The following is a 21,268-nucleotide window of genomic DNA, read 5'->3' on the forward strand; positions in this document are numbered from 1 at the left end:
TAGTTGGTAAAACGATTTTCTAGGAAAACCGTTCGCCGATAGTGAGCGACTGTAGTTTATACAACTAAAGTGCAACGGATATACTTATGCACTGTGCGTTAAGCCCATGACCCGCTGGCCATGATTGTATAGAACTGGACCGTACTATGAGATTGATACACAACAGCCGCCTGACGCAGTTTCGCACTCCTTTTGGCGCTGTGACCACTGGAACTTCCGTTTCGCTTTCGGTGATTTTGGAGGATGCCGACCCCAACCAGGCAACGCTCACCCTGCGCACCTGGGTCGACGGCATCGGAGAGACCTTAATCCCCATGGAGCACAAGGGCGATGGCATCTTTACCGGGGAGCTCAACTGCGCCGAGCCCTGTCTTGTATGGTACAGCTTTATATGCAATATCGAAGGCCAGCCCGAGGTCCGCTTGGGTGCGCCGCAGGGTCGCACCGGCGGCGAGGGCGTTGTATACAACTACGCCGAGGTTCCGTCCTTCCAGATTACCGTCTACAAGCACCGCGAGAACCGTCCCACCTGGTACGAGCACGGCATGGTCTACCAGATTTTCCCCGACCGCTACGCCCGCGACGAAAACTGGCGCGAACGCACGCTGGCCGAGGTCGAAAAACCGCGTAAGGGAATCCAGCGTCGCATGGTCGAGGACTGGAACGAGCCGCCCGTGTACGAGCGTGCCGAGGACGGATCCATCAAGACCTGGGATTTTTACGGCGGCTCTCTCAAGGGTATCCAAAATGACCTGCCCCGCATCGCCGAGCTGGGCTTTACGGCCATCTACCTCAACCCGATCTTTGAGGCCGCGAGCAACCACCGCTACGACACAGCCGATTACACCAAGATCGACCCGATTCTGGGAACCGAGCAGGACTTTACGGAGCTGTGCGAGGCGGCCGAGAAGCTCGGCATTTCCATCATCCTGGACGGCGTCTTCAACCATACGGGCGACGACTCAATCTACTTTAACCGCTACGGCAACTATCCCGGCGTCGGCGCGTGGCAGAGCGAGGACTCCCCGTGGCGCGATGCGTTTACCTTCCACGAGGACGGCACGTATGACTGCTGGTGGGGCGTGAGCAACATGCCCGCCCTCAACGAGAATTCCGAGCTCGTGCGTAAAAAGCTTCTGGGCAAGGACGGCGTCATTCGCAAGTGGCTGCGCGCCGGTGCCCACGGCTGGCGACTCGATGTGGCCGACGAGCTTTCCGATGACTTCCTGGCCGATATCAAGGCCGCCGTGCTCGAAGAGAAGCCCGATGCGCTGCTGCTCGGCGAAGTCTGGGAGGACGCCTCCAACAAGATCAGCTATGACCATCTGCGCCGTTATCTGCAGGGCTCCGAACTCGATTCCGTCATGGACTACCCCTTCCGCGACATGGTCATCGGCTTTTTGATGGGCTACAAGAACGCCTATCAGGCTGCCGAGGACATCGAGACACTGCGCGAGAACTACCCGCGCGAGGCACTGGCCTGCGCGCTCAATCTGCTTTCGAGCCACGACCGTCCGCGCATTATCTCGGTGCTCGGCGGTGGTCCCGACGAGTCGCAGCTACCCGAGAGCGAGCGTAGCAAATGGCGCTTGGACGAGAACTCCATGGACCTGGCCAAGAGGCGCTTTTGGTTGGCGACGCTCATGCAGATGACCTTCCCCGGCGTGCCCTCGATCTATTATGGCGATGAGTACGGCCTGGAGGGCCTCACCGATCCGGGCAACCGCCGTACCCTGCCGACAAAGGACCAGCTCCACGATTTCGATACGTTGGCCATCGTGAAGAACGCATCCGCCCTGCGCCGCGCGTTGCCTTTTATGGTTGACGGCGAGATCAAGGCCTTCGCGCTTAACGATGACGTCCTAGCCTACACCCGCACGGGCAAAGACGGCGAGGCTGCGACCGTTATCGTCAACCGCAGCCTGCGCAATTCGCACCGCGTGACGATTCCGGCGCTCGGTGAATGCGCGAGTGACGTGATCAGCGGCCACGAGTGCGAGATCCACAACGGCACGGTCACGCTCGACCTGTGCCCGCTGGGCTCTTCGATCATCTATCACCATGCCGAGAGGCGCCTGCAAGAGCCGCTCGATCATGGCGCGGGCGTCGTGTGCCACATTACCTCGGTGCCGACTGACGATGGCAAGCCGGGTACGATCGGCGCACCCACGCGCCGCTTTATCGACCACCTGGCCGCCATGGGCATACGCTACTGGCAGGTCCTGCCCGTCAACCCGACGGATTTCTTCCGCTCCCCCTATGCCGGACCCTCGGCTTTTGCGGGTAACATCGACCTGCTGCCCGAGAGTCACGAGGAGCTGGCCGCCGACTTCGCTTCTTGGAAGGCCCACGGTGGCGAAGATGCCGACCCGCTGTACACCGCGTTTAAACATCGCAATGCCGATTGGCTCGAGAAGTACTGCGTCTACATGGCCGTTAAGAAATACTTTGAGGGCGAGTCGCGCCACAATTGGCCGGCAGATGTCGCGCGCTACAACGAGCATCTGATCGACGACAAGCGCTTCCACGACGAGACCGAGCTTCAGGCGTACATGCAGTACCGCTTTGACCTGGCTTGGTGCGAGCTCATGAACTATGCGCACAAGAAGGGCATCGAGGTCATCGGCGATATCCCGATGTATGTATCGGACGATTCGGCAGATGCGTGGAGCGAGCCCGAGAACTTCTGGCTGTCCGATACCGGCAAGGCAATCGAGATCTCCGGTGCGCCGCCCGACAACTTTGCGCCCGAAGGTCAGGTGTGGGGAAATCCCACCTTCCGCTGGGACCACATGAAGGAGAGCGGCTATCGCTGGTGGCTCGATCGCCTGCGCCGAGCGTTCGCGCTCTACGACCGCGTGCGCCTGGACCACTTCCTGGGCTTCCACAACTACTTTAGCATTCCCGCTGGCAAAGCCTGTGCCGACGGCCGCTGGCTTGCTGGTCCGGGCAAGGACCTGTTCCAGACCGCCTACGACGAGCTGGGTCCGCTCAATTTTATTGCCGAGGATCTGGGCTATCTGACGCCTGGCGTTCGCGCTATGGCTTCGACCTGCGGTTTTCCCGGCATGGACGTACTGGAGTTTAGTGACTACGACGTTCGCTGCGGAATTCATCCCACGCCGGGCAAAATCCTGTACACCTCGACGCACGACACTTCGACGCTCGCTGGCTGGTGCACGCGCTCCTTTGCAGGCGGCGACGAGTCGAGCGGTGCTGAGGTGGCGGCCAAGCTGATGGGCGACGCGCTCGCAAGCGACGCCCCCCTGGTGATGATGCCGCTGCAGGATGTGCTGGGGCTGGGCGACGACGCACGTATGAACGTGCCGGGTGTAGCCACAGGCAACTGGACGTGGCAGGCACAAGAGGCAGACGTTGCGGAGGCCGAAGAGAAAACTGCGAAGCTCCTGCGCAGCACCCATAGATTCTGGGGCGAAGCGTGATAAAACCCTCGATATAGGGTACAGTTACTGCTGTTTGAATTTTTGCGGGCAGAGCGATCTGCCCGCTTTGTGCTGAAAAGGAAGTATTATGGCGCGCTACGAATACAAGTGCACGAGCTGCGGCAACGTTTTTGAGGTTGAGCACCCCATGTCCGAGACTCCCGAGGTCGTATGCCCCAGCTGCGGCGCCCCGGCATCCAAGACGTTCTCGGCCAGCGGCATTAAGTTCGACGGCAGCGGTTTCTACAACACCGACCAGCGCAGTGGCGGGTCCAGCACCAGCGCCACCAGTGGCTGCTGCGCCGACTGCCCACATAACCACTAGCGACAAGCGGTCCTGACACCCAGGCTTCCTGATGAGTTGCGGTGAAATAGTTCCTGAATCAGCCCTTTCAACGGCCAAACAGGATCCATTTCACCGCAACTTTTCTTTAGATGGGATTTCGGGCTGATGCTAAGTTTGTAACATTTCAAAACCCTGCCGGATTACGGGGCCGAATTGGCAACCTCTATCCATTCCGGTAATTTGCAAATTTCAACAAACCATCTACCTGCGGTTTTATTTAGGCCATTTTTGCTGTGGTCAGGCATCACCAATCTTGCCCCGTAATCCGCTCTACTTTTGATAGCAGCAAATATGAAACGGGGCTATTTTTCCCACTCTTTAGCTAATTTGGGACGGGGCTTTTTTAGCTGCCCCAGCTGATAACGCAAATGTTTGGCCGACTGGCGGCCAGGGCAGCTAAAAAAGCCCCGTCCCAAATTAGCTACCCTTGGAATCCGTTTTACTTGCGGACCAGTCTGGCGCAGAAGTGGCCGTCGTAGGAGTCCGCATTAACGGGCACACTTTGGAAGAGGCCTCGAGCGTTTTGGCGCAGGGTGACGAGTTTCTTGGCCTGGGCGAACTCGGGCAGCTGCAGAATCTGGGCTTCGGAGAGCGGTGCCACGGTAAAGCCGGCGCCCTCGGGAGAGGCTAGGAAGGCATCAACGACCTGCGTGTTCTCCTCATCGAAGACCGAGCAGGTGGCATAGATAAGCTCACCGCCGGCAGCCACGCGCGCGGCTGCTTCCTTGAGCATCGTCAGCTGCAGGCGGGGCAACTCAGTCGTAACGTCGTTCTCGGCAAGGCGCCACGGTATCTCGGGATGACGGCGCATGGTGCCGGTGCCCGAGCACGGAGCATCGATAAACACCGTGTCGAACAGGGCAGGCTCGCCAAGCATCGCGTCAAAGGACGTGAGCACCTCATTGAGCTCGCAGGCATCGCCCGACACGGTACGAACACCCGTAATACCCGCCTTATGCAGACGTGCGAGATTCTGGTCGCACTTGCGGTCGTGCAAATCGAGTGCGGTGTGCTGACGGTCGTAACCGGCACGCTTGGCCTGGCACATCATCACATAGGTCTTGGTGCCACGACCGGCGCCAATCTCTAGACAACGCCCGGGACGGGTCGCCGCGGTAGCGATGAGCTGGGCGTTAAGGTCCGAGGCCACGGCAGCTGCGCGCTCAAACACACCCGACGCAACCGTGGCCTGCGCGTCGACCGGCGCATGGCAACCCGGGAACACGGGTGCCACAAGCTGAGAAATGTACGGATCGGGTTTGGTTGCAAAGGCATTCTCGTGCAAAGCCAGCGGCGCGGGCGCCAGATTGCCGGCAAAGCCGAGCGCGCCCTCGGGTGTATCGAACGACGCCATAATGCGAGTGCACAGCCAGCGCGGCATGCCCATCAGGCGAGATAGGCGAACCAAACGGCGCTCGGACTCATCCGCATCCGCCGCAGTGGCAAAGTCCTCGACGTTGTTCGCAACCTTATGCAGCACGGCGTTCGCCAGACCGGCGGCAGACTTAGCACCGCTGCGCACGAGCTCAACGCCCTGACTCACCGCAACGCGACCCGGGGTATGCAGGTAGAGCATCTCGAAGGCCGAGATACGAAGTGCCATGCGCACACGGGGCGCGACCTTTTTGGGCTTATCGAGAAACTGGTCGAGCAGCTCATCCAAAATGCCCTGGGTGGCTGCAACGCCCAGCGCCAAACGAGCGGCGAAAGCAGAATCGCGCTGGTCAATGGCCTTGGCCGAGGCACGGGACGAGAGCACGTCACGCGCGTACATGCCGCGGCGGTCGGCCTCCATCAAAACATCAAGCGCGAGCTTGCGCGCGGGGGAAAGCCTACTCATGACAAAACACCCCACGAAAGATCCGCACCCTGCAGGCCGGCAGCCCAGGCAGAAGCAGCCATAGCACGCTTACCATCGGGCTTAACCTCGAGCAATTCGACCGCGCCATCGGACAGGCCCAGGTAGACGCGCTTGGCCCGAACGGCGACGAGCCCCTCGCCAAGCAATACATCTGCCGGTGCGGCATCGAGCACGCGCACGGTCTTGCCGGCAATCACGCAGCGAGCGGGAGCGGTGTCGGAAGAGGCAAGCACATGACGCACGCAATCAAGCGCCCCCATCTGCGGATCCAGACGCATCTCCTGCTTGGAAATCTTGGCAGCATGCGTGACAAGGAACTCATCCTGCTCAGTCCAAACGGCCGAGCCATCGGCAAGCGAGGGAAGCGTATCGGCAAGCAACTTACCGCCCAGCTCACCAAGCTCCATGGTCAGTGCCTCGGCATGTTTACCGGCAACCGAGGTCGACACCTGCGCGCAATAAGCGCCCGTATCCACGCCATGCCCAATGCGCATAATGGAAACGCCGGCAACCTCGTCAGCAGCAAGAATGGCACGCTGAATGGGAGCAGCGCCACGCCAACGGGGCAGCAGCGAAGCATGAACATTCACAATACCGAGCGGCGCCATATGCAGCACCTCATCGGGCAAAATGCAGCCATAGGCAGCCACACAGAAAATATCGGCATCAGCAGCCTTAAGCCGATCAATAACATCCGGCGTCATACGATTTGCCTCAACAACGGGCAGACCAAGCTCAAGCGCCTTGGCCTTAACAGGAGACGGCTCCAGCTTTTTACCACGCCCGCGAACAGCATCGGGACGCGTAATTACCAGCGCAATCTCATTCCCAGCCTCAACAAGCGAAGTCAGCGACGGCACCGCGAAATCGGGCGTACCCATAAACACAATACGCATCAAGAACGTCTCCCCTCAAACAAAACCGAGACGGCTACAAATAACAGCGGAAAGCCAAGTCGCCAGCCCATCCGCAATAACAATTCAACAAGAACAAATATACCCAAAACCAAAGAAAGAGCCGCAATAAAAGCAGCTCTTCCAACAAAGCAATTATCAGCGAAGACGCCCCTCCCTGGCCCGACGACACCCGGGCGAACCGAGCCAAGAACTAGTAGTCCCTGGGGCTGGCCGCCTATATATCATCCCGTGCTCAAACATTCTCGCTGCGCTGCGAAACTGCGCGCGGGACGATATATAGGCGGCCAGCCCCAGGGACGGACGACCTTATTCAGTCTCGCCCGGTCGAGCGCCGCGGGCCAGGGCGTCCTGGTACTCCTTGACGGCCTTGATGCGCTGCATCGGCTTGAGTCGCTCGAACATGGTGTTGCCGTGCAAGTGATCGATCTCGTGCTGCAGGCACACGCAGAACAGGTCGCCCGAGGCCTCATAGCGAATCAGATTGGCGTCCAGATCGTATGCCTCGACAACGACATGGTCGGGACGCTCGATCTCGCAGCTAATGCCAGGGATGGAAAGGCAGCCCTCGCTAAACGGCACCAGATGGTCACTCTGCTCAACAATGACAGGGTTGATGAGCACGTACGGGTCATAGTCGTTCTTGTCGGTGTAGTCGCAGTCGATGGTGACGAGCTGGATGAGCTCGCCGATCTGCGGGGCGGCCAGGCCGCAACCGCCGTTGTCGAACATCATCTTCTTCATCTTCTCGGCAAGCGCCTCGATCGCCGGGGTGATCTCCTCGATGACGGCGCACTCCTGGCGCAGACGAGGGTCGGGCGACAATACGATTCCGTTGGCTTCCATGGCCATCCTTTCGGGTTGTTACATCAAATCATAGGCGTCGACGTCAACGCTCACGCTCACGCCGCGCACGGAGCCCACCTCTTTGAGGCAGGCGTCGATATCATCAGAGACATGGTACCCTACCGGCGACTTTACAAGCAGATGGAAGCGGTAACGGTCTTTGGCTCTCTCGATTACACACGAAGCGGGGCCCAGCACCTGCGGCACGACACTTCCGGCCCGCAAAAAGTCAGGCGCGGCGGCATGCCAGCGGCGCTTGAGAAGCTTTGCGATGCGCCCAATGTAGTCCTGCGCGTCATCCGCGTTCGTCGACCATACCAAGATGTTGGCCAGGCGCACGAACGGCGGGTACAGCGCGTCTCGGCGCTGGTCCAGGTCGTAGTCGGTAAAGATCGAACGATCGTGCTCTGCGACGGCGCGAATGACCGGGTCTTCGGGCAGATACGTCTGGATGATAACCTCGCCGGGACGATCGCCGCGACCGGCGCGACCGGCGACCTGTTCCAGCAAATCGTAGGCGCGCTCCCCCGCCCTAAAATCGGGCAGCTTTAACGCAAAGTCGGCATTGACCACGCCCACGAGCGTGACCTCAGGAAAATCGAGGCCCTTGGCAATCATCTGGGTACCCAGCAGCACCGCGCAATCGGCGGCATCGAACTGCTCGAGTAGTTTTTTGTGCGTATCCTTGCCGCGTGTGGAATCGGCGTCCATGCGAATGATGGCGACATCCTCGGGCAGTATCTGGTGTAGGGCGTCCTCGATCTGCTGCGTACCCAGGCCCATTTTTGCCAGGTAGCGGCTGCCGCACTTGGGACAACGACTCGTGGGCGCCGGATAGGGCTGCACGCGCCAGGACGATCCGCAGGTGTGGCACTGCAGCGTGTGCGTGCGCTCGTGGTACGTGAGCGCGGTAGAACAGTGGTTGCAGGTGGGGACGCAGCCGCACTCACGGCACATCAAAAACGGAGCAAAACCGCGGCGGTTGTGCAGCAGTACGGCCTTCTCGCGGCGCTCGACCAAGCGTTCCAAGCCCTCCATCAGCGGTTTAGAGAACATGGAGCGGCTGCCGTGCGCGAACTCGCGGCGTAGGTCGGCAATGCGGACCGTGGGCAGCACGGCGTGTCCCGGGCGCTCGGGCATCTCGACACGCGTCCAGGTGGCACCGTTATACATACCGCGGCGACAGCGGTCGAGGGCCTCGGCCGAGGGCGTGGCGGAGCCCAACACGAGCGGGCACCGATAGCGGCGCGCCATCTCGGCAGCCACCTCGCGCGCATGGTAGCGCGGGCTGGAGCCCTGCTTGTAGCTGGTCTCGTGCTCCTCGTCGATGATGATGAGACCAAGATCGCTGAGCGGGCAAAAGAGTGCCGAGCGGGCGCCCACGACCACACGCGCGGCACCGCTGGCAACCATATCCCACTGGTCCAGACGCTCGCCGGCCGAAAGACGCGAGTGGAAGACCGCGACCGTCTCGCCAAAGCGCGAGCGGAAGCGGCCTACGGTCTGGGCCGTCAGCGAAATCTCGGGCACGAGCACGCAGGCCGAACGGCCGGCCGCCAGCACGCGCTCAATCGCCGAGAGGTAAACCTCGGTTTTGCCGGAACCGGTGACGCCATCGACAAGGACCACGTCGCCATGGGCATCAAGGCGGGCGCGTTCAATCTGGGCGAGCGCCTGCTGCTGGCCGTTGGTGAGAGAAACCGGCGCCTTGCCGCTTGCCGAGGACAACGTGGTCTGCTCGCTACACCCACGCCAGGCGCGGCGCTCCTCCACCACCACGACGCCGCGTTTTTCGAGCGCTTTAATGGTCGCCGACATGCTGTTGTAGAGCAGGTTGAGGTCGCGCGTCGTGACCGGGCCGCATTGGAGCGCGTCGATGAGCTGACGCTGACGGACCGCTGTCTTGGGCGGCGTGTAGTCGAATCCCTCGGGCGTGAGCATGACCCAACGGTTTTGGATGGGTTTTACGGCGGGGCGCTCAACGGTCCACACGCCGTCATCGCCCTTCACGACACGCGGGCTGCCGCCCGGAGGCAAGAACAGACGCAGGCACTCGGAAAGCGTCGCGACGTACTCGTGGCTCATCCAGCGCGCAATGCGTGCAGCCTCGGCGGTAAAGAGCGGCTTGCTGAGGATGGCCTCGATGGGCTTGATGCGCAAGGGGTCGAGGGTGTCGTTGCCTTGCAGGTCGCCCAGCTCGGGCGCGATATCGACGATATAGCCCGCGGCCGCACGGTTGCCAAAGTAGACCAGGACCGTGGACCCGATCTGGGCATCGTTGGCAAGGGACTGCGGGATGCCGTAGTCGAATGGCTCGGAGAGCGCACGGGTCGGGATGTCGAGGACCACGCTCGCGTAGGCGGAGACGGGTTCGGGTGCGAGCTCGGGCTGCGCCGGGGCGGCGGCAGGGGCCGTGGACTTCGGAGCTTCCTTAGGTTCCGGCGAACCAAACAGCGACAGTTGCTCGGCCATGGTCTCTGTACCTCCCATCCCATACGTCTTTAGAAACAAGAGCCCCGCTCGGGTGAACGGGGCTCGGATACATGCGTTTACGCAGCTGCTACAGCGCCATCGTACGGGCGCGGTCGATACGCGCCAAGCAGTCGTCGCGACCGACGAGCGCCATGGTCTCGCCCAGCGGGGGGCTCACCATGTTACCGCAGACGGCGACGCGCACAGCTTGGAACACCACGCGCTTCTTGAGGTCCATCTGCTCGGGCAGCGGCTCAAGCGCGGCGTCGATGTTGTCAGCCGCCCACTCATCCACGCCCTCGAGCGCGGCCTTGGCGGCATCCAGAATGGCGCCCATGCCTTCCTTGGCCAGACCCTTGTTGACAGACTTCTCGTCATACTCGAGCGTCTCGGCCGTGGCAAAGATGGGAGCGGCGACGGTCACGGCGTCGGCCGGCATCTTGGTGCGCGGCTTGACGATGGCGGCAAGCGCGTCGATCCAGTCCTCGCCGTACTCGATGTTACCCTCGATCATACCGGCCTCGTGCAGCTCAGGGACCATGATCTCGTCGGCAAACTGGGCGTCGGACATGTTGTTGATATACTCGGCATTGACCCAGTCGAGCTTTTTGGGGTCGAAGGTCGCCGGGTTCTTAGAGATGCGGTCGAGCGAGAACTTGCTGGCCAGAACATCGCGCGGGATGATCGTGGTCTCGCCGTCGAGCGACCAGCCGAGCAGCGCCAGGTAGTTAACGAACGCGTCGGACAGGTAGCCGGCGTCGCGGTACTCCTCCACCGAGGTGGCGCCGTGGCGTTTGGAGAGCTTCTTGCCGTCGGCACCCAAGATCATGGAGATGTGGGCGAATGTGGGAACGGGGGCGCCGAGGGCCTCGTAAACTATGACCTGGCGCGGGGTGTTGGACAGATGGTCGTCGCCGCGGATGACATGGGTGATCTTCATCATGGCGTCATCGACGACGGTCGCGAAGTTATACGTGGGCGTGCCATCGGAGCGGAAGATGACGAAGTCGTCGAGCTCCTTGGCATCGAAGGTGACCTCGCCGTGGACGGCGTCGTGGATGACGACATCGCCGCGGTCCTCGGGCACCTTGATGCGAAGGACGTAGGGCTCGCCGGCCTCGATGCGGCGGCGTGCCTCCTCGGGATCGAGATCGCGACAGCGGCGCTGATAGCCCTGGAAGGGGTCTTTACGCTCCTGGGCGGCCTTACGGTCGGCCTCGAGCTGCTCCTTGGTGCAGAAGCAGGGATAGGCCTTGCCCTCGTCCCAAAGCTTCTGGGCGGCCTGCTTGTACAGGTCCAGGCGCTCGGTCTGGGCATAGGGGCCATAGTCGCCACCAACCTCGAGACCCTCGTCCCAGTCCAAGCCCAGCCAACGCATAGCGCGCAGAATGATCTGCGTGTTCTCGTCGGTAGAGCGGGTGGGATCGGTGTCGTCGATGCGCAGGATGAACGTGCCGCCGTTTGCGCGGGCAAAAGCCCAGTTATAGATAGCGGTGCGGGCGCCGCCGATGTGCAGCTTGCCCGTCGGTGAGGGTGCAAAGCGGACGCGAACGTCTGATGCCATGGAAATCTCCTCGATTGCAGGATGGATGTCTAACCGCACCAGTATAAAGCAACAATGCCCACCTCCGCACAAAGGGCACCGACCCAGCCATCGAAGCTGGGTAGCTAATTTGGGACGGGGCTTTTTTAGCTGCCCCGGCAGGCTATCGGCTAAACCAGCAAACAATCAGCCGGGGTAGCTAAAAAAGCCCCGTCCCAAATTAGCTACCTCATGAGTAGGTGCGGAAAGGGTGTGAATGTTGGATTTACGCGCTATGATGTGCCCCTGCATACAGAGCCCAGCGGAATGGTAACGGTCGCTGGGACACGTTATTCGAAAGGACAATCATGTCAGAAGAGCTTCGTTCCATCCCGCCCCAGCAGGGGTCTTTTGTGTTTACGTCGGAGTCGGTGACCGAAGGCCATCCCGATAAGATCGCCGACCAGATCAGCGATGCCGTCCTCGACGCAATCCTCGCCAAAGAAATAGAGCTGCAGGAGCAGGGCTATATTGCGCCCAACGGCGTGCCCGCCAACGTGGAAAACGTCCGCTGCGCCTGCGAGACCCTCGTGACCACCGGCACCGTCATCGTCGCCGGAGAGATTCGCACCCAGGCATACGTCGACGTGCAGGAAATCGCCCGTGGCGTCATCCGCCGCATCGGCTACAACCGCGCCAAGTTTGGCTTTGACTGCGATACCTGCGGCGTCATGAGCCTCATCCACGAGCAGTCCCCCGATATCGCCCAGGGCGTCGACGAGTCATTTGAGACCCAGACCGGCGCCACCACCGACCCGATCGACCTGATCGGTGCCGGCGACCAGGGCATGATGTTTGGCTACGCCTCCAACGAGACCAAGACCCTCATGCCCATGCCGCACTACCTGGCAAGCCGCCTGGCGGAACGCCTGTCCGCCGTGCGCCACGACGGCACCCTGCCCTATCTGCGCCCCGACGGCAAGACCCAGGTCACCGTGCGCTACGAGGACGGAAAGCCCGTGGAGGTCACAACCATCGTCATCTCCACGCAGCACGCTGCCGAAGTTGAGGACATGGGCAAGATCAAGGCCGACCTTATCGAGCATGTCATCGCACCCGTCATGGATGCCGAGAACATGCCGTGGGATGGCGCCGATATCTATGTGAACCCCACCGGACGCTTTGTCGTGGGCGGCCCCATGGGCGACACGGGCCTGACCGGCCGCAAGATCATCGTCGACACCTACGGCGGCTACGGCCGTCACGGCGGCGGCGCCTTTAGCGGCAAAGACTGCACCAAGGTCGACCGCTCTGCCGCGTACGCCGCTCGCTGGGTCGCCAAGAACGTAGTCGCCGCCGGCCTGGCCGATCGCTGCGAGGTCGAGCTGGCCTACGCCATCGGCGTGTCCAAGCCGTTGTCGATCATGGTCGACACCTTTGGCACCGCGCATATTGCCGAGGACAAGATCGTCGAGGCCGTGGAGAAGACCTTTGACCTGCGCCCGGGCGCAATCATCCGCGACCTGGACCTGCGTCGCCCCATCTATGAAAAGACGGCAGCCTACGGTCACTTTGGCCGCGAAGACGCCGACTTTACCTGGGAGAAAACGGACCGCGTCGACGAACTCAAAGCTGCCTGCGGCCTGTAAGCCAGCGGCAAAAGCCACAGCCAAATAAAAACGCACCAAAAAGAGGTACCGGAACAACCGGTACCTCTTTTTTATTTAAAGGTGGTGAAGATGAGCCGACCTGGGACATGGAATAGGTCACAGGCCGATAAATTTTGCAGCAGAGCGACTCCAACCATGTATCCTAAGTTCCGAGGACTTTAGTATTTGGTCGATCGCGAGTTCCGCACGAGCCGGAGAGCACTTAATGTGCTCTCCGTGCGAGTCAGGACTGTCCGAGCAGGCGACCAAATACTAAAGCCCTCGGAACGGCGGGACAGCGTATGCCCCGCCCCTCGGGACGACGAGATAGAGAAGGAGCAGCCATGGCAGGCAAGCCGCAAACACTAGCTACGACCTCGGCATTCGAGATCTTGGGCCCCATCATGGTCGGCCCCAGCTCATCGCACACCGCCGGCGCCCTGCGTTGCGCCCAGGTTGCCGCCAGCCTGCTGGAAGGCCGCGTCACCAAAGTCACCTTTGGCCTGTGGAACTCCTTTGCCCACACCTACCGCGGCCATGGCACCGACCGCGCACTCGTCGCGGGCATCTTGGGCCTCGATACCGACGACGAGAACATCAAGCACGCCTTTGACCTCGCGCGCGAGCAGGGCCTCAGCTATCACTTTGACATTAAGGGCGACGACGCCTCCATCCACCCCAACACCGTCGACATCGACATGGTCGATGACACGGGCGCCACGGCGCAGGTCCGCGGCGAGAGCCTTGGCGGCGGCAAGATGCGCATCAGCCGCATCAACGGCGTCGGCGTCGATATCTCGGGCATGTATTCCACCCTGTTTGTGGCGCACCAGGACGTCCCCGGCGTTCTCGCCGCGCTCACGAACCAGCTCGCCTACGCACACGTAAACATTGCCTTCTGCCGCACCTACCGCACCGAGGTGGGCGGCCAAGCTTATTCCGTCTTTGAGACCGACGGCACCCCCGATGACATCGTCGTTCCCATGCTACGCATGCTCGACAATGTCGATTACGCCACCTTCATTGAGCTTCCCGGCTCGGCCTCATCGCTCTCCCCCGGCGTTTCCGCCAAGGAAATCTTCGACGATGGCGAACAGCTCCTCGACGCCTGCGCCGAACTGGGCCTCAACATCGGCGCCGTCATGGCCGTACGCGAAGCCCGCCTGACCGGCGAGCAGCACGCCGTCGCCGCCATGCGCCGCGTACTCGAGGTCATGCGCGAGGAGACAACGGCGCCCATCGCCGCACCGCAGCGCTCGCTCGGCGGGCTTATCGGCGGCGAGGCAAAACTCGTCGACGCCACACGCCGCAACGATCTGAGCACAAACCTGATGGGCGCCGTCCAAACCGAAGCCGTAGCCCGCGCCATGGCCGTGCTTGAGCGCTCTGCCACCATGGGCGTCATCGTCGCCGCCCCCACGGCCGGCTCTGCGGGCGTCGTGCCCGGCTGCGTGTTGGCGCTCGCCGACCATCTACAGCTCGATGACGAACAGGTCATGGACGCACTCTACTGCTCTGCCGCGATTGGTCTCAACCTCACCACAAGTGCCTGCGTCGCGGGTGCCGAAGGCGGATGTCAGGCTGAGGTGGGCAGCGCCGCCGCCATGGCCGCTGCCGCGCTAGTCCAGATGCTGGGCGGCACGCCCGAGCAGGCACTCGACGCTAGCTCTATCGCACTGAGCAATCTGCTTGGTCTTGTATGCGATCCCGTGGGCGGCCTTGTCGAAGTGCCATGCCAAAACCGCAACGCGATCGGCGTGGCGGCCGCATTTAGCTCGGCGCAGCTCGCCCTTGCCGGCATTAAGAGCCTGGTGCCGTTTGACCAGATGGCACACGTCATGCTCTCGGTGGGCCACGCGTTGCCGGCCACGCTGCGCGAGACGGCAAAGGGCGGCATCGCGCAGGCTCCGGCCGCGCTTTCGGCCTGTGCAAAATGCGGTGTGTGCGGATAAAGAGCAGTCCAAAACAAGAGGTGGGACAAATGTCCAACCTCTTGCCAATGCCACCGTTTCAATACCACAAACAACTAGGTAATCGCTATAATGCAAGCCCAGTAAAAACACGATGAGCCGCAAGGCGAAACTCGAAGGATATGCATACGATGTCGCAAAACGACCGCACTCAACTGATTCCCGATCCGCAGCAGCCTTCTAGGCCTACCGGCGGCGTTCAGTCGCCGCGCCCCATTACGCCAACGCATAGCACAAAGCATGGTTCGGGAAACACCTCACAGCGCCAGAACCCCCATGCGTATCAGCAGCGTCAGAGCAATAAAGCGACTAAGCACGCGCCTTCACACACGCAAAACCATCACAAGGGCCCCCGTGGGTCAGAGAACCACGCCAACGGGAAAAAATCCGGGGCCAAAATGACCCTTTACGTTGCTCTGGGCCTCATTGTTGTCGTTTACATTGTTGGCGTTGTCGCATTTTCGCAGGTAGCCTACCCCAACACCACCATTGCCGGCGTCGACGTCTCGTTCTCCAACGCTTCGTCTGCTGCCACTAAGGTCAACTCGGCATGGAAGCACTATAAGCTCACCGTGACAGGCGATGACTTTAACTGGACCTATCAGCCCGAGTCCGATGAACCCATCGTCGACGGCGAAGCTGCCGCAAAAGAAATCATCAGCCGCAACGAAGCCTTTATATGGCCGGTCCGCCTTGTGGAATCCTTAAGCGGCAAGACCAAAACAACCGCTACCTCCAACGAAGTCGATCTTGAACAAGACGTCGACCTGTCCATGCTCTCTGACACCTTTGACCAAAAGAAGTTTGAGGAGGATCTGGGCGCAGCCATTGACGAGTTTAACGAGGGCCGTTCGGGCACGTTCGAGGCCAATAGCTCCTATGACGAGCAAGCCGGCAAGTTTACCGTCGAGAAGGCGCGCTCCAACGAAAAACTCAACCGCGAGCATGTCATTAAGTATGCCGAGCTCGAGCTTGCCTCGCTGGCCGAGACCGTAGATCTTACCAAGCTCGGCAACGATGCCTATGAGCCGCTCAATGGAACGCTGACCAATGATCAGATTCAGGCCGCATGCGATGCCGCCAACAACTTCTTGGGCGTCAACGTGACCCTCAAGCTCAACGGCGAGGATGCCGGCAAGGTCGACGGCAGCTCCGTGTTGCAGTGGATCAGCTTTGCCGATCCGGCCAACCCCACACTCGATACGTCGCAGATCGGTAGCTGGGCAGCCGAGCTCGCCAACGGCTTTAATACCGTGGGCACCACCCGCTGGTGGACGCGTGCCGACGGCAAAGAATGTGCCGTCGAGGGCGGTGACTTTGGCTGGTCCGTCGATAGCGACGCGCTTGCCAAGCAGGTCGAGGACGCCATTAACAACAAGCAGACCGGCGAAATCGAGATTAAGTACTCCCAGAAGGCCGACACCTATACCGCAAAGGGAGAGCCCGACTGGAAGGCGTATATCGACGTCGACCTGTCCGAGCAGCACGCGCGCTACTATGACGAGAACGGTAATATCGTTTGGGAAGCCAACTTTATCTCGGGCAAACCGGGAGAGGATGCCACCCCCGAGGGAGTTTGGCAGATCAATAGCAATGACGGCGCAAGCAAGCTCATCGGTGCCAAAGACCCAAAGACCGGAAAACCAAAATACGAAAGCCCCGTGTCATATTGGATGCCGTTTGAAGGCAACATGGTTGGTTTCCATGATGCAACATGGCAAAACGATCAGAGCTTTAACGACCCAAATTCGTACAAATGGTGCGGCAGCCACGGTTGCATCAACTTGCGTCTGGCCGACGCCAAGGCACTCCACGATTGCATCAACGTAGGCCTATGCGTGGTCGTGCACTCGTAGGGAAACACGCCTTCGCACAACGGGGAACTGACGCTCCAATCTAACAGTTCCGAAAGAATCCGCCATATGCGCCCGCTTCTCGCGACGGGCGCATATACTTATCGAAGAACTTTCTATAAAGGAGACGCCATGTCGAATGTCCCCACCATCACCCCGGGACCGAATGATACCGAGCGAGCGCCCGAGGGTGCCACCGAAACGCTTCCCCTCATAACAAACATGCGCGCCACACAGCAAAACGGCAGCACAAGCGATGCAACCGAGATTTCTGACGAAGAGGCCTACGCCAAGCTCAAGGCGAAGCGTGCCGAGCGTCGGCGCAAAAAGCTCATCCGACGCGGCATTGCGGCCGGCGTCGTGGCCGCCATTGTGCTCATCGCCGTTGTCGTAACCTTCGTCATTAACGCACGGCCCGCAGGTACCAACGGGCCGGTGACCGACATGGTCACCGAGGGTACATTTACGACCACCGTCGAGGCTAAAGGCCAGCTCAAGCCTATCTCGGCTTCGGTGGTCTCCCCTTCTGTCGACGGCACGGTAGCATCGATCAACGTATCAGCCGGCCAGTCCGTTAACGAGGGCGATGTGCTCATGACCATTAAAAATGACGAGCTCGATCGCAACGTTGCCGAGGCGCAGCGCGCGGTGGCGGCGGCACAGGAAGACCTCGCCAACGCGCAGAAAGCGGTAGCTGCCGCCCAAGCCGCTCCGGCGACTGACACAGATGCGGCAGGCGCAAGTGGCGCCAGCGGCAGCACCGGCACGAGTGCCGACACGAGCGCCATCTCGAGCGCCCAACGTAACCTGGCCTCGGCCCAGGCGACCCTGGACCAGGCCAACGCCAAAGCCGCCGAGCGCACTGTGACCGCGCCCAGCTCGGGCAGCATCGTCGAGCTCAACGCCAAGGTCGGCGCCACGGTGACGGGCGGCATGATTATGGGCGAAGGCGATACGACCGGCGGCAAGCAGTGCATGCAGATCGCTGACCTCTCCAAGATGAAGGTCACCGTTCAGGTGGGCGAAAAGGATATCGCCAAGATCGCAGTGGGCCAGAGCGCCAACGTCACCTATCCGGCCTTTCCCGATATCGTGAGCCAGGGAACGGTCACGACAATCGCTTCGGTGGCAAACTCCGACTCCACCTACGGTGGCGGCGGTAGCGTGACCTATAACGTCGATATTTTGATCGACGCGCCCGACGCGCGCCTCAAGCCGGGCATGACCGCCGAGGTCTCGGTGGTAACCGAGCAGCTCGACGATGTGGTGATGGTGCCGACCATGGCGCTCATGACCGAGGATGGCGAGCACTATTACGTCAAAGTGGCAACCGACGGTGAAGGCAAGGAGATGTGCCGCGTGAAGGTGACCATTGTGACGCAAAACGATAACGACGCCGTGGTCGGCAAGACGCAGGTCAAGCGCGACGACCAGGGCAATGAGATCAACGCAGACGTACCGGTTACCAAGCTGCGCGACGGCGACACCCTCATCGTGGACACCGGCGCAGGCATGACGGCCGACGGCGACGACTCTGGCAGCATGTCTGCCGACGAGGGCTTGTAATGCGTCCCGTCATCAACATCCGCAACGTTCATCGCATTTTTGAGAGCGAAGCCGGCTGCGCCCATATCCTGCATAACGTGAGCCTGGCAGTGAATCCCGGCGAATTCGTGGCCATTACCGGCCCTTCTGGCTCGGGCAAGTCAACGCTCATGAACATCCTGGGCTGCCTGGACAAGCCAACGGCAGGCGATTATTACCTGCAGGGCCTCAACGTGGCGGAGCTCGACGATGACGAGCTCACCGAAGTCCGCGCCCTGAGCATCGGCTTTGTCTTTCAGAGCTTTAACCTGCTGCCGCGCCTATCGGTCATCGAAAACGTCATGCTGCCGCTGTCGTACACCAACGTGCCGCGGGCTCAGCGTGAGATGCGCGCCGTTCATGCGCTGCAAGCCGTCACGCTGCCGGTCGACCACTGGGACCACCGCATCTCCGAGCTCTCAGGCGGACAGATGCAGAGGGTTGCCATCGCGCGCGCCCTCGTCAACGACCCGCCCATCATCCTGGCGGACGAGCCGACGGGAAACCTGGACTCCGCCACCGGAGCGCTCGTGATGGAGACCTTCCACAAACTCCAGGAACGTGGCAAGACCATTGTGCTCATCACGCATGATCCCGGTATCGCCGCCGAGGCCGACCGTGCCGTAACCATTCGCGACGGCCGAATCCACGACGGCGCGTACATCGCGCACGCACCGCAGACCCTGCACGGCGCCATTGATAACCTGCCCATGATTTCCGCACACGCCAATCCGACGAAAGGAGTGAAGGCATGAGCACGCGCGACCTTATCCAAGAAGCCCTTCACTCCCTCGAGGCCAACAAGGGACGCAGCCTACTCACCATCCTGGGCATTGTTATTGGCATCGCCTCCGTCATTGCCATGACCTCGCTTATCGGCGGTATCCAAAACAGCCTGGTCAACAGCCTGGGCCTCAACGCCGCGCGTATGGTGCAGATTTATTCGTCGCAAGAGCTCACCGAGTCGGACGTTGAGAATCTTCGCAAGATGGTGCCGCAGATCGAGCAGATCGGTATCGTGGACAGTGCCTATACCGAGTACAAGGCCGGTGACAAAAGCTATAACGTCATGGCGCAGGGCGTCGATAGCGACATGCTCGACGCAGTGGGCGCCAGCAAGCTCGTCGCGGGGCGCACCTATACGCAGGCTGAGTCCCAATCTGGCGCACGCGTGGCGCTCATCAACCGCGGCGGCGCGGACCAGCTGTACGGCAACGAACAGGACGCGCTCGGCAAGACCATCAAGGTGTCGAACGGCGAGGTGCAGATTATCGGCGTTATCGACGGCGGCAGCGACTCCATGGGCTCACTCACGCTCTACATGCCGCGCGAGACCATCTCGGGCCTCTTTGGCGACGAGAACCCGTCTTTTCCCAGCGTAACGGCGCTCACCGTCGAGGGTACGGACATGGATGAGCTGTGCAAGACGATTGAATCCAAGGTGCGCAGCATGAAGGACATCGCGGATGACGACGAATATGACAGCGTGTCGGCGACCTCAATGAAAAGCGCCATCGACGCCCTCAACTCCTTTATGGGCGCGTTTTCGCTCATCATGGGCGCCGTTGCCAGCATTTCGCTGCTCGTGGGCGGTATCGGCATCATGAACATGATGCTCACCAATGTGACCGAACGCATCCGCGAGATCGGTATTCGTCGAGCCTTGGGTGCCAGCCGTCGCGATATCACCGCACAGTTTTTGGCCGAGTCTTCGGCGCTGTGCATCACCGGCGGTCTGCTAGGTGTCCTGATTGGCTACCTGCTTGCCTGGGGCCTAGCGATGTTCGCCGCGGGTTCCGGCGTGCTTGGCGAACTCGGTGCCAGCGGTACCATAACGCCGAGTTTTTCGATCGCCACGGTGCTGCTGGCCTTTGCGGTCTCCGTCGGCATCGGCGTAATCTTTGGCTTCTACCCCGCCCGCCGGGCCGCAAAACTCGACCCCGTGGAGTGCCTGCGCTACCAGTAATGCAATCCCCCCCCTGAGTTGCGGTGAAATAGGGAGTGTTTTAGCCGTTAAAAGGCCTATTCAGTCCTTATTTCACCGCAACTCGGAGGGGATAAGGCGCTAGTGCTATTCGAAACGAGATTCCAGACTCGATAGCCCGTTCAACGTCAGATTGTTAGCGACCTCCGAAATGCGCTCGATGGGCACCGAGCCATCGGAGAGTGCCCACGTGCGGTAAATGCCGATAATGCCCGAAAGCAAAAACGCCAGATAATAGTCGAACAGCTCGTCCTTTAAGCCATCGGGCAGCAGGTCGCGCTCGGCAATCTCGTTCTCGAGCGGCACACGCAAGCGCGTCATAAAATCGTCGAGCGGAATGTTTTCAATCAGCTGGCGATTGAGCACCAAATTGTTGCACAGCGCCTCGTTAACGGTTTTGAAGAAGGTCGCCGCCGCTCCGAGTGCTCGCTCGTTGGTGTTACCGCCCATAGAGGAAAGCGTCTTCTCGACTGAGTCGACAATCATCTCGACCACATCCACGGCAATGGCATCGAGCAAGCCGTCCACCGTGCCAAAGTGCACGTAGAAGGTCTTACGGTCGACATTTGCCTCGCGCGCGATGGCGCTCACCGTAATATCGGCGAGGGGCTTTTCCATCAGCAGTCGCTCAAATGCCGAAAGAATCGCATTGCGACTGCGAACGATACGGCGGTCAAGGCGCGGTTTAGTGGTGGCCATAGACGTGTCCCCTTCATGTCAACTGCCCACCTATAGCTCCTGTACAAGTGGGAGATAATCAACGTAAGAGGATTATCCTACATCTAGCATCGCAATGACGAGCATCATTAAGAACGCACGACTCA

The 21,268-nt window shown here is 60.7% G+C and carries 14 protein-coding genes; 8 read left to right on the forward strand and 6 right to left on the reverse strand.

The window, feature by feature from the left end; translation table 11 throughout:
* Positions 1 to 146: 146 nt before the first annotated feature.
* Together ACTQV4_RS01345 and ACTQV4_RS01350 are read left to right on the forward strand one after the other, a co-directional pair.
* Complete coding sequence (locus ACTQV4_RS01345) at positions 147 to 3,443, forward strand: 4-alpha-glucanotransferase (RefSeq protein ID WP_441569105.1); 3,297 nt, start codon at positions 147 to 149, stop codon at positions 3,441 to 3,443.
* Positions 3,444 to 3,531: 88 nt separating this feature from the next.
* Positions 3,532 to 3,768, forward strand: a complete 237-nt coding sequence (locus ACTQV4_RS01350) for an FmdB family zinc ribbon protein (RefSeq protein WP_154518065.1) — start codon at positions 3,532 to 3,534, stop codon at positions 3,766 to 3,768.
* Positions 3,769 to 4,228: 460 nt separating this feature from the next.
* Here ACTQV4_RS01350 and ACTQV4_RS01355 read toward each other — a convergent pair whose 3' ends face one another.
* From ACTQV4_RS01355 to gltX, 5 genes are all read right to left on the reverse strand, one after another.
* Entirely contained in the window at positions 4,229 to 5,629 is a 1,401-nt protein-coding gene (locus ACTQV4_RS01355; protein ID WP_441569107.1) for an RsmB/NOP family class I SAM-dependent RNA methyltransferase, read from the reverse strand.
* Positions 5,626 to 6,546 (reverse strand): methionyl-tRNA formyltransferase, encoded by a 921-nt coding sequence (locus tag ACTQV4_RS01360; RefSeq protein WP_441569109.1) that lies wholly within the window; start codon positions 6,544 to 6,546, stop codon positions 5,626 to 5,628. The genes ACTQV4_RS01355 and ACTQV4_RS01360 overlap by 4 nt, the downstream gene beginning before the upstream one ends.
* A 327-nt stretch (positions 6,547 to 6,873) precedes the next feature.
* The gene (gene def / locus ACTQV4_RS01365; RefSeq protein WP_118449363.1) at positions 6,874 to 7,410 is read right to left on the reverse strand and encodes a peptide deformylase; all 537 of its coding nucleotides are present in this window, start codon (positions 7,408 to 7,410) and stop codon (positions 6,874 to 6,876) included.
* Positions 7,411 to 7,428: 18 nt separating this feature from the next.
* Entirely contained in the window at positions 7,429 to 9,882 is a 2,454-nt protein-coding gene (priA, locus tag ACTQV4_RS01370) for a replication restart helicase PriA (RefSeq protein WP_441569111.1), read from the reverse strand.
* An 88-nt stretch (positions 9,883 to 9,970) separates the two neighbouring features.
* On the reverse strand, positions 9,971 to 11,446 hold the full coding sequence (gene gltX, locus ACTQV4_RS01375) for a glutamate--tRNA ligase (protein ID WP_441569113.1): 1,476 nt from the start codon (positions 11,444 to 11,446) through the stop codon (positions 9,971 to 9,973).
* A gap of 326 nt (positions 11,447 to 11,772) precedes the next feature.
* On the opposite strand from gltX, the gene metK reads away from it, so the two are divergent.
* The 6 genes from metK to ACTQV4_RS01405 all read left to right on the forward strand — a co-directional run bounded on the left by metK (position 11,773) and on the right by ACTQV4_RS01405 (position 20,426).
* Positions 11,773 to 13,053: a methionine adenosyltransferase gene (gene metK / locus ACTQV4_RS01380; RefSeq protein WP_441540831.1), complete on the forward strand. Its 1,281-nt coding sequence runs from the start codon at positions 11,773 to 11,775 to the stop codon at positions 13,051 to 13,053.
* A 344-nt stretch (positions 13,054 to 13,397) separates the two neighbouring features.
* Positions 13,398 to 15,005, forward strand: a complete 1,608-nt coding sequence (gene sdaAA / locus ACTQV4_RS01385) for an L-serine ammonia-lyase, iron-sulfur-dependent, subunit alpha (RefSeq protein WP_441540832.1) — start codon at positions 13,398 to 13,400, stop codon at positions 15,003 to 15,005.
* A gap of 416 nt (positions 15,006 to 15,421) precedes the next feature.
* Positions 15,422 to 16,879, forward strand: a complete 1,458-nt coding sequence (locus ACTQV4_RS01390) for a L,D-transpeptidase (RefSeq protein ID WP_441569115.1) — start codon at positions 15,422 to 15,424, stop codon at positions 16,877 to 16,879.
* Positions 16,880 to 17,008: 129 nt separating this feature from the next.
* Positions 17,009 to 18,442, forward strand: coding sequence for an efflux RND transporter periplasmic adaptor subunit (locus ACTQV4_RS01395; protein WP_441560361.1), 1,434 nt, complete (start codon positions 17,009 to 17,011; stop codon positions 18,440 to 18,442).
* Positions 18,442 to 19,215 carry an ABC transporter ATP-binding protein gene (locus ACTQV4_RS01400; RefSeq protein WP_427717357.1) on the forward strand — a complete coding sequence of 258 codons (774 nt, stop codon included), beginning with the start codon at positions 18,442 to 18,444 and terminating at the stop codon, positions 19,213 to 19,215. The genes ACTQV4_RS01395 and ACTQV4_RS01400 overlap by 1 nt, the downstream gene beginning before the upstream one ends.
* Positions 19,212 to 20,426 (forward strand): ABC transporter permease, encoded by a 1,215-nt coding sequence (locus tag ACTQV4_RS01405; RefSeq protein WP_441540836.1) that lies wholly within the window; start codon positions 19,212 to 19,214, stop codon positions 20,424 to 20,426. The genes ACTQV4_RS01400 and ACTQV4_RS01405 overlap by 4 nt, the downstream gene beginning before the upstream one ends.
* Before the next feature lie 105 nt (positions 20,427 to 20,531).
* Here the strand turns inward: ACTQV4_RS01405 and ACTQV4_RS01410 are convergent, their stop codons facing one another.
* The gene (locus tag ACTQV4_RS01410; RefSeq protein ID WP_441540837.1) at positions 20,532 to 21,143 is read right to left on the reverse strand and encodes a TetR/AcrR family transcriptional regulator; all 612 of its coding nucleotides are present in this window, start codon (positions 21,141 to 21,143) and stop codon (positions 20,532 to 20,534) included.
* Positions 21,144 to 21,268 lie beyond the last annotated feature (125 nt).

It is taken from the genome of Collinsella sp. LCP19S3_B11 (genome assembly GCF_052121915.1).
GTDB lineage: Bacteria > Actinomycetota > Coriobacteriia > Coriobacteriales > Coriobacteriaceae > Collinsella.

What these genes read in the sequence shown, in the direction of transcription:
- ACTQV4_RS01355 (WP_441569107.1), bottom strand. Translation starts at nt 5,629, where the DNA reads ATGAGTAGGCTTTCCCCCGCGCGCAAGCTCGCGCTTGATGTTTTGATG.
- ACTQV4_RS01395 (WP_441560361.1), top strand. Translation starts at nt 17,009, where the DNA reads ATGTCGAATGTCCCCACCATCACCCCGGGACCGAATGATACCGAGCGA.
- ACTQV4_RS01400 (WP_427717357.1), top strand. Translation starts at nt 18,442, where the DNA reads ATGCGTCCCGTCATCAACATCCGCAACGTTCATCGCATTTTTGAGAGC.
- ACTQV4_RS01405 (WP_441540836.1), top strand. Translation starts at nt 19,212, where the DNA reads ATGAGCACGCGCGACCTTATCCAAGAAGCCCTTCACTCCCTCGAGGCC.
- sdaAA (WP_441540832.1), top strand. Translation starts at nt 13,398, where the DNA reads ATGGCAGGCAAGCCGCAAACACTAGCTACGACCTCGGCATTCGAGATC.
- def (WP_118449363.1), bottom strand. Translation starts at nt 7,410, where the DNA reads ATGGAAGCCAACGGAATCGTATTGTCGCCCGACCCTCGTCTGCGCCAG.
- ACTQV4_RS01350 (WP_154518065.1), top strand. Translation starts at nt 3,532, where the DNA reads ATGGCGCGCTACGAATACAAGTGCACGAGCTGCGGCAACGTTTTTGAG.
- metK (WP_441540831.1), top strand. Translation starts at nt 11,773, where the DNA reads ATGTCAGAAGAGCTTCGTTCCATCCCGCCCCAGCAGGGGTCTTTTGTG.
- ACTQV4_RS01360 (WP_441569109.1), bottom strand. Translation starts at nt 6,546, where the DNA reads ATGCGTATTGTGTTTATGGGTACGCCCGATTTCGCGGTGCCGTCGCTG.
- ACTQV4_RS01345 (WP_441569105.1), top strand. Translation starts at nt 147, where the DNA reads ATGAGATTGATACACAACAGCCGCCTGACGCAGTTTCGCACTCCTTTT.
- priA (WP_441569111.1), bottom strand. Translation starts at nt 9,882, where the DNA reads ATGGCCGAGCAACTGTCGCTGTTTGGTTCGCCGGAACCTAAGGAAGCT.
- ACTQV4_RS01410 (WP_441540837.1), bottom strand. Translation starts at nt 21,143, where the DNA reads ATGGCCACCACTAAACCGCGCCTTGACCGCCGTATCGTTCGCAGTCGC.
- ACTQV4_RS01390 (WP_441569115.1), top strand. Translation starts at nt 15,422, where the DNA reads ATGACCCTTTACGTTGCTCTGGGCCTCATTGTTGTCGTTTACATTGTT.
- gltX (WP_441569113.1), bottom strand. Translation starts at nt 11,446, where the DNA reads ATGGCATCAGACGTTCGCGTCCGCTTTGCACCCTCACCGACGGGCAAG.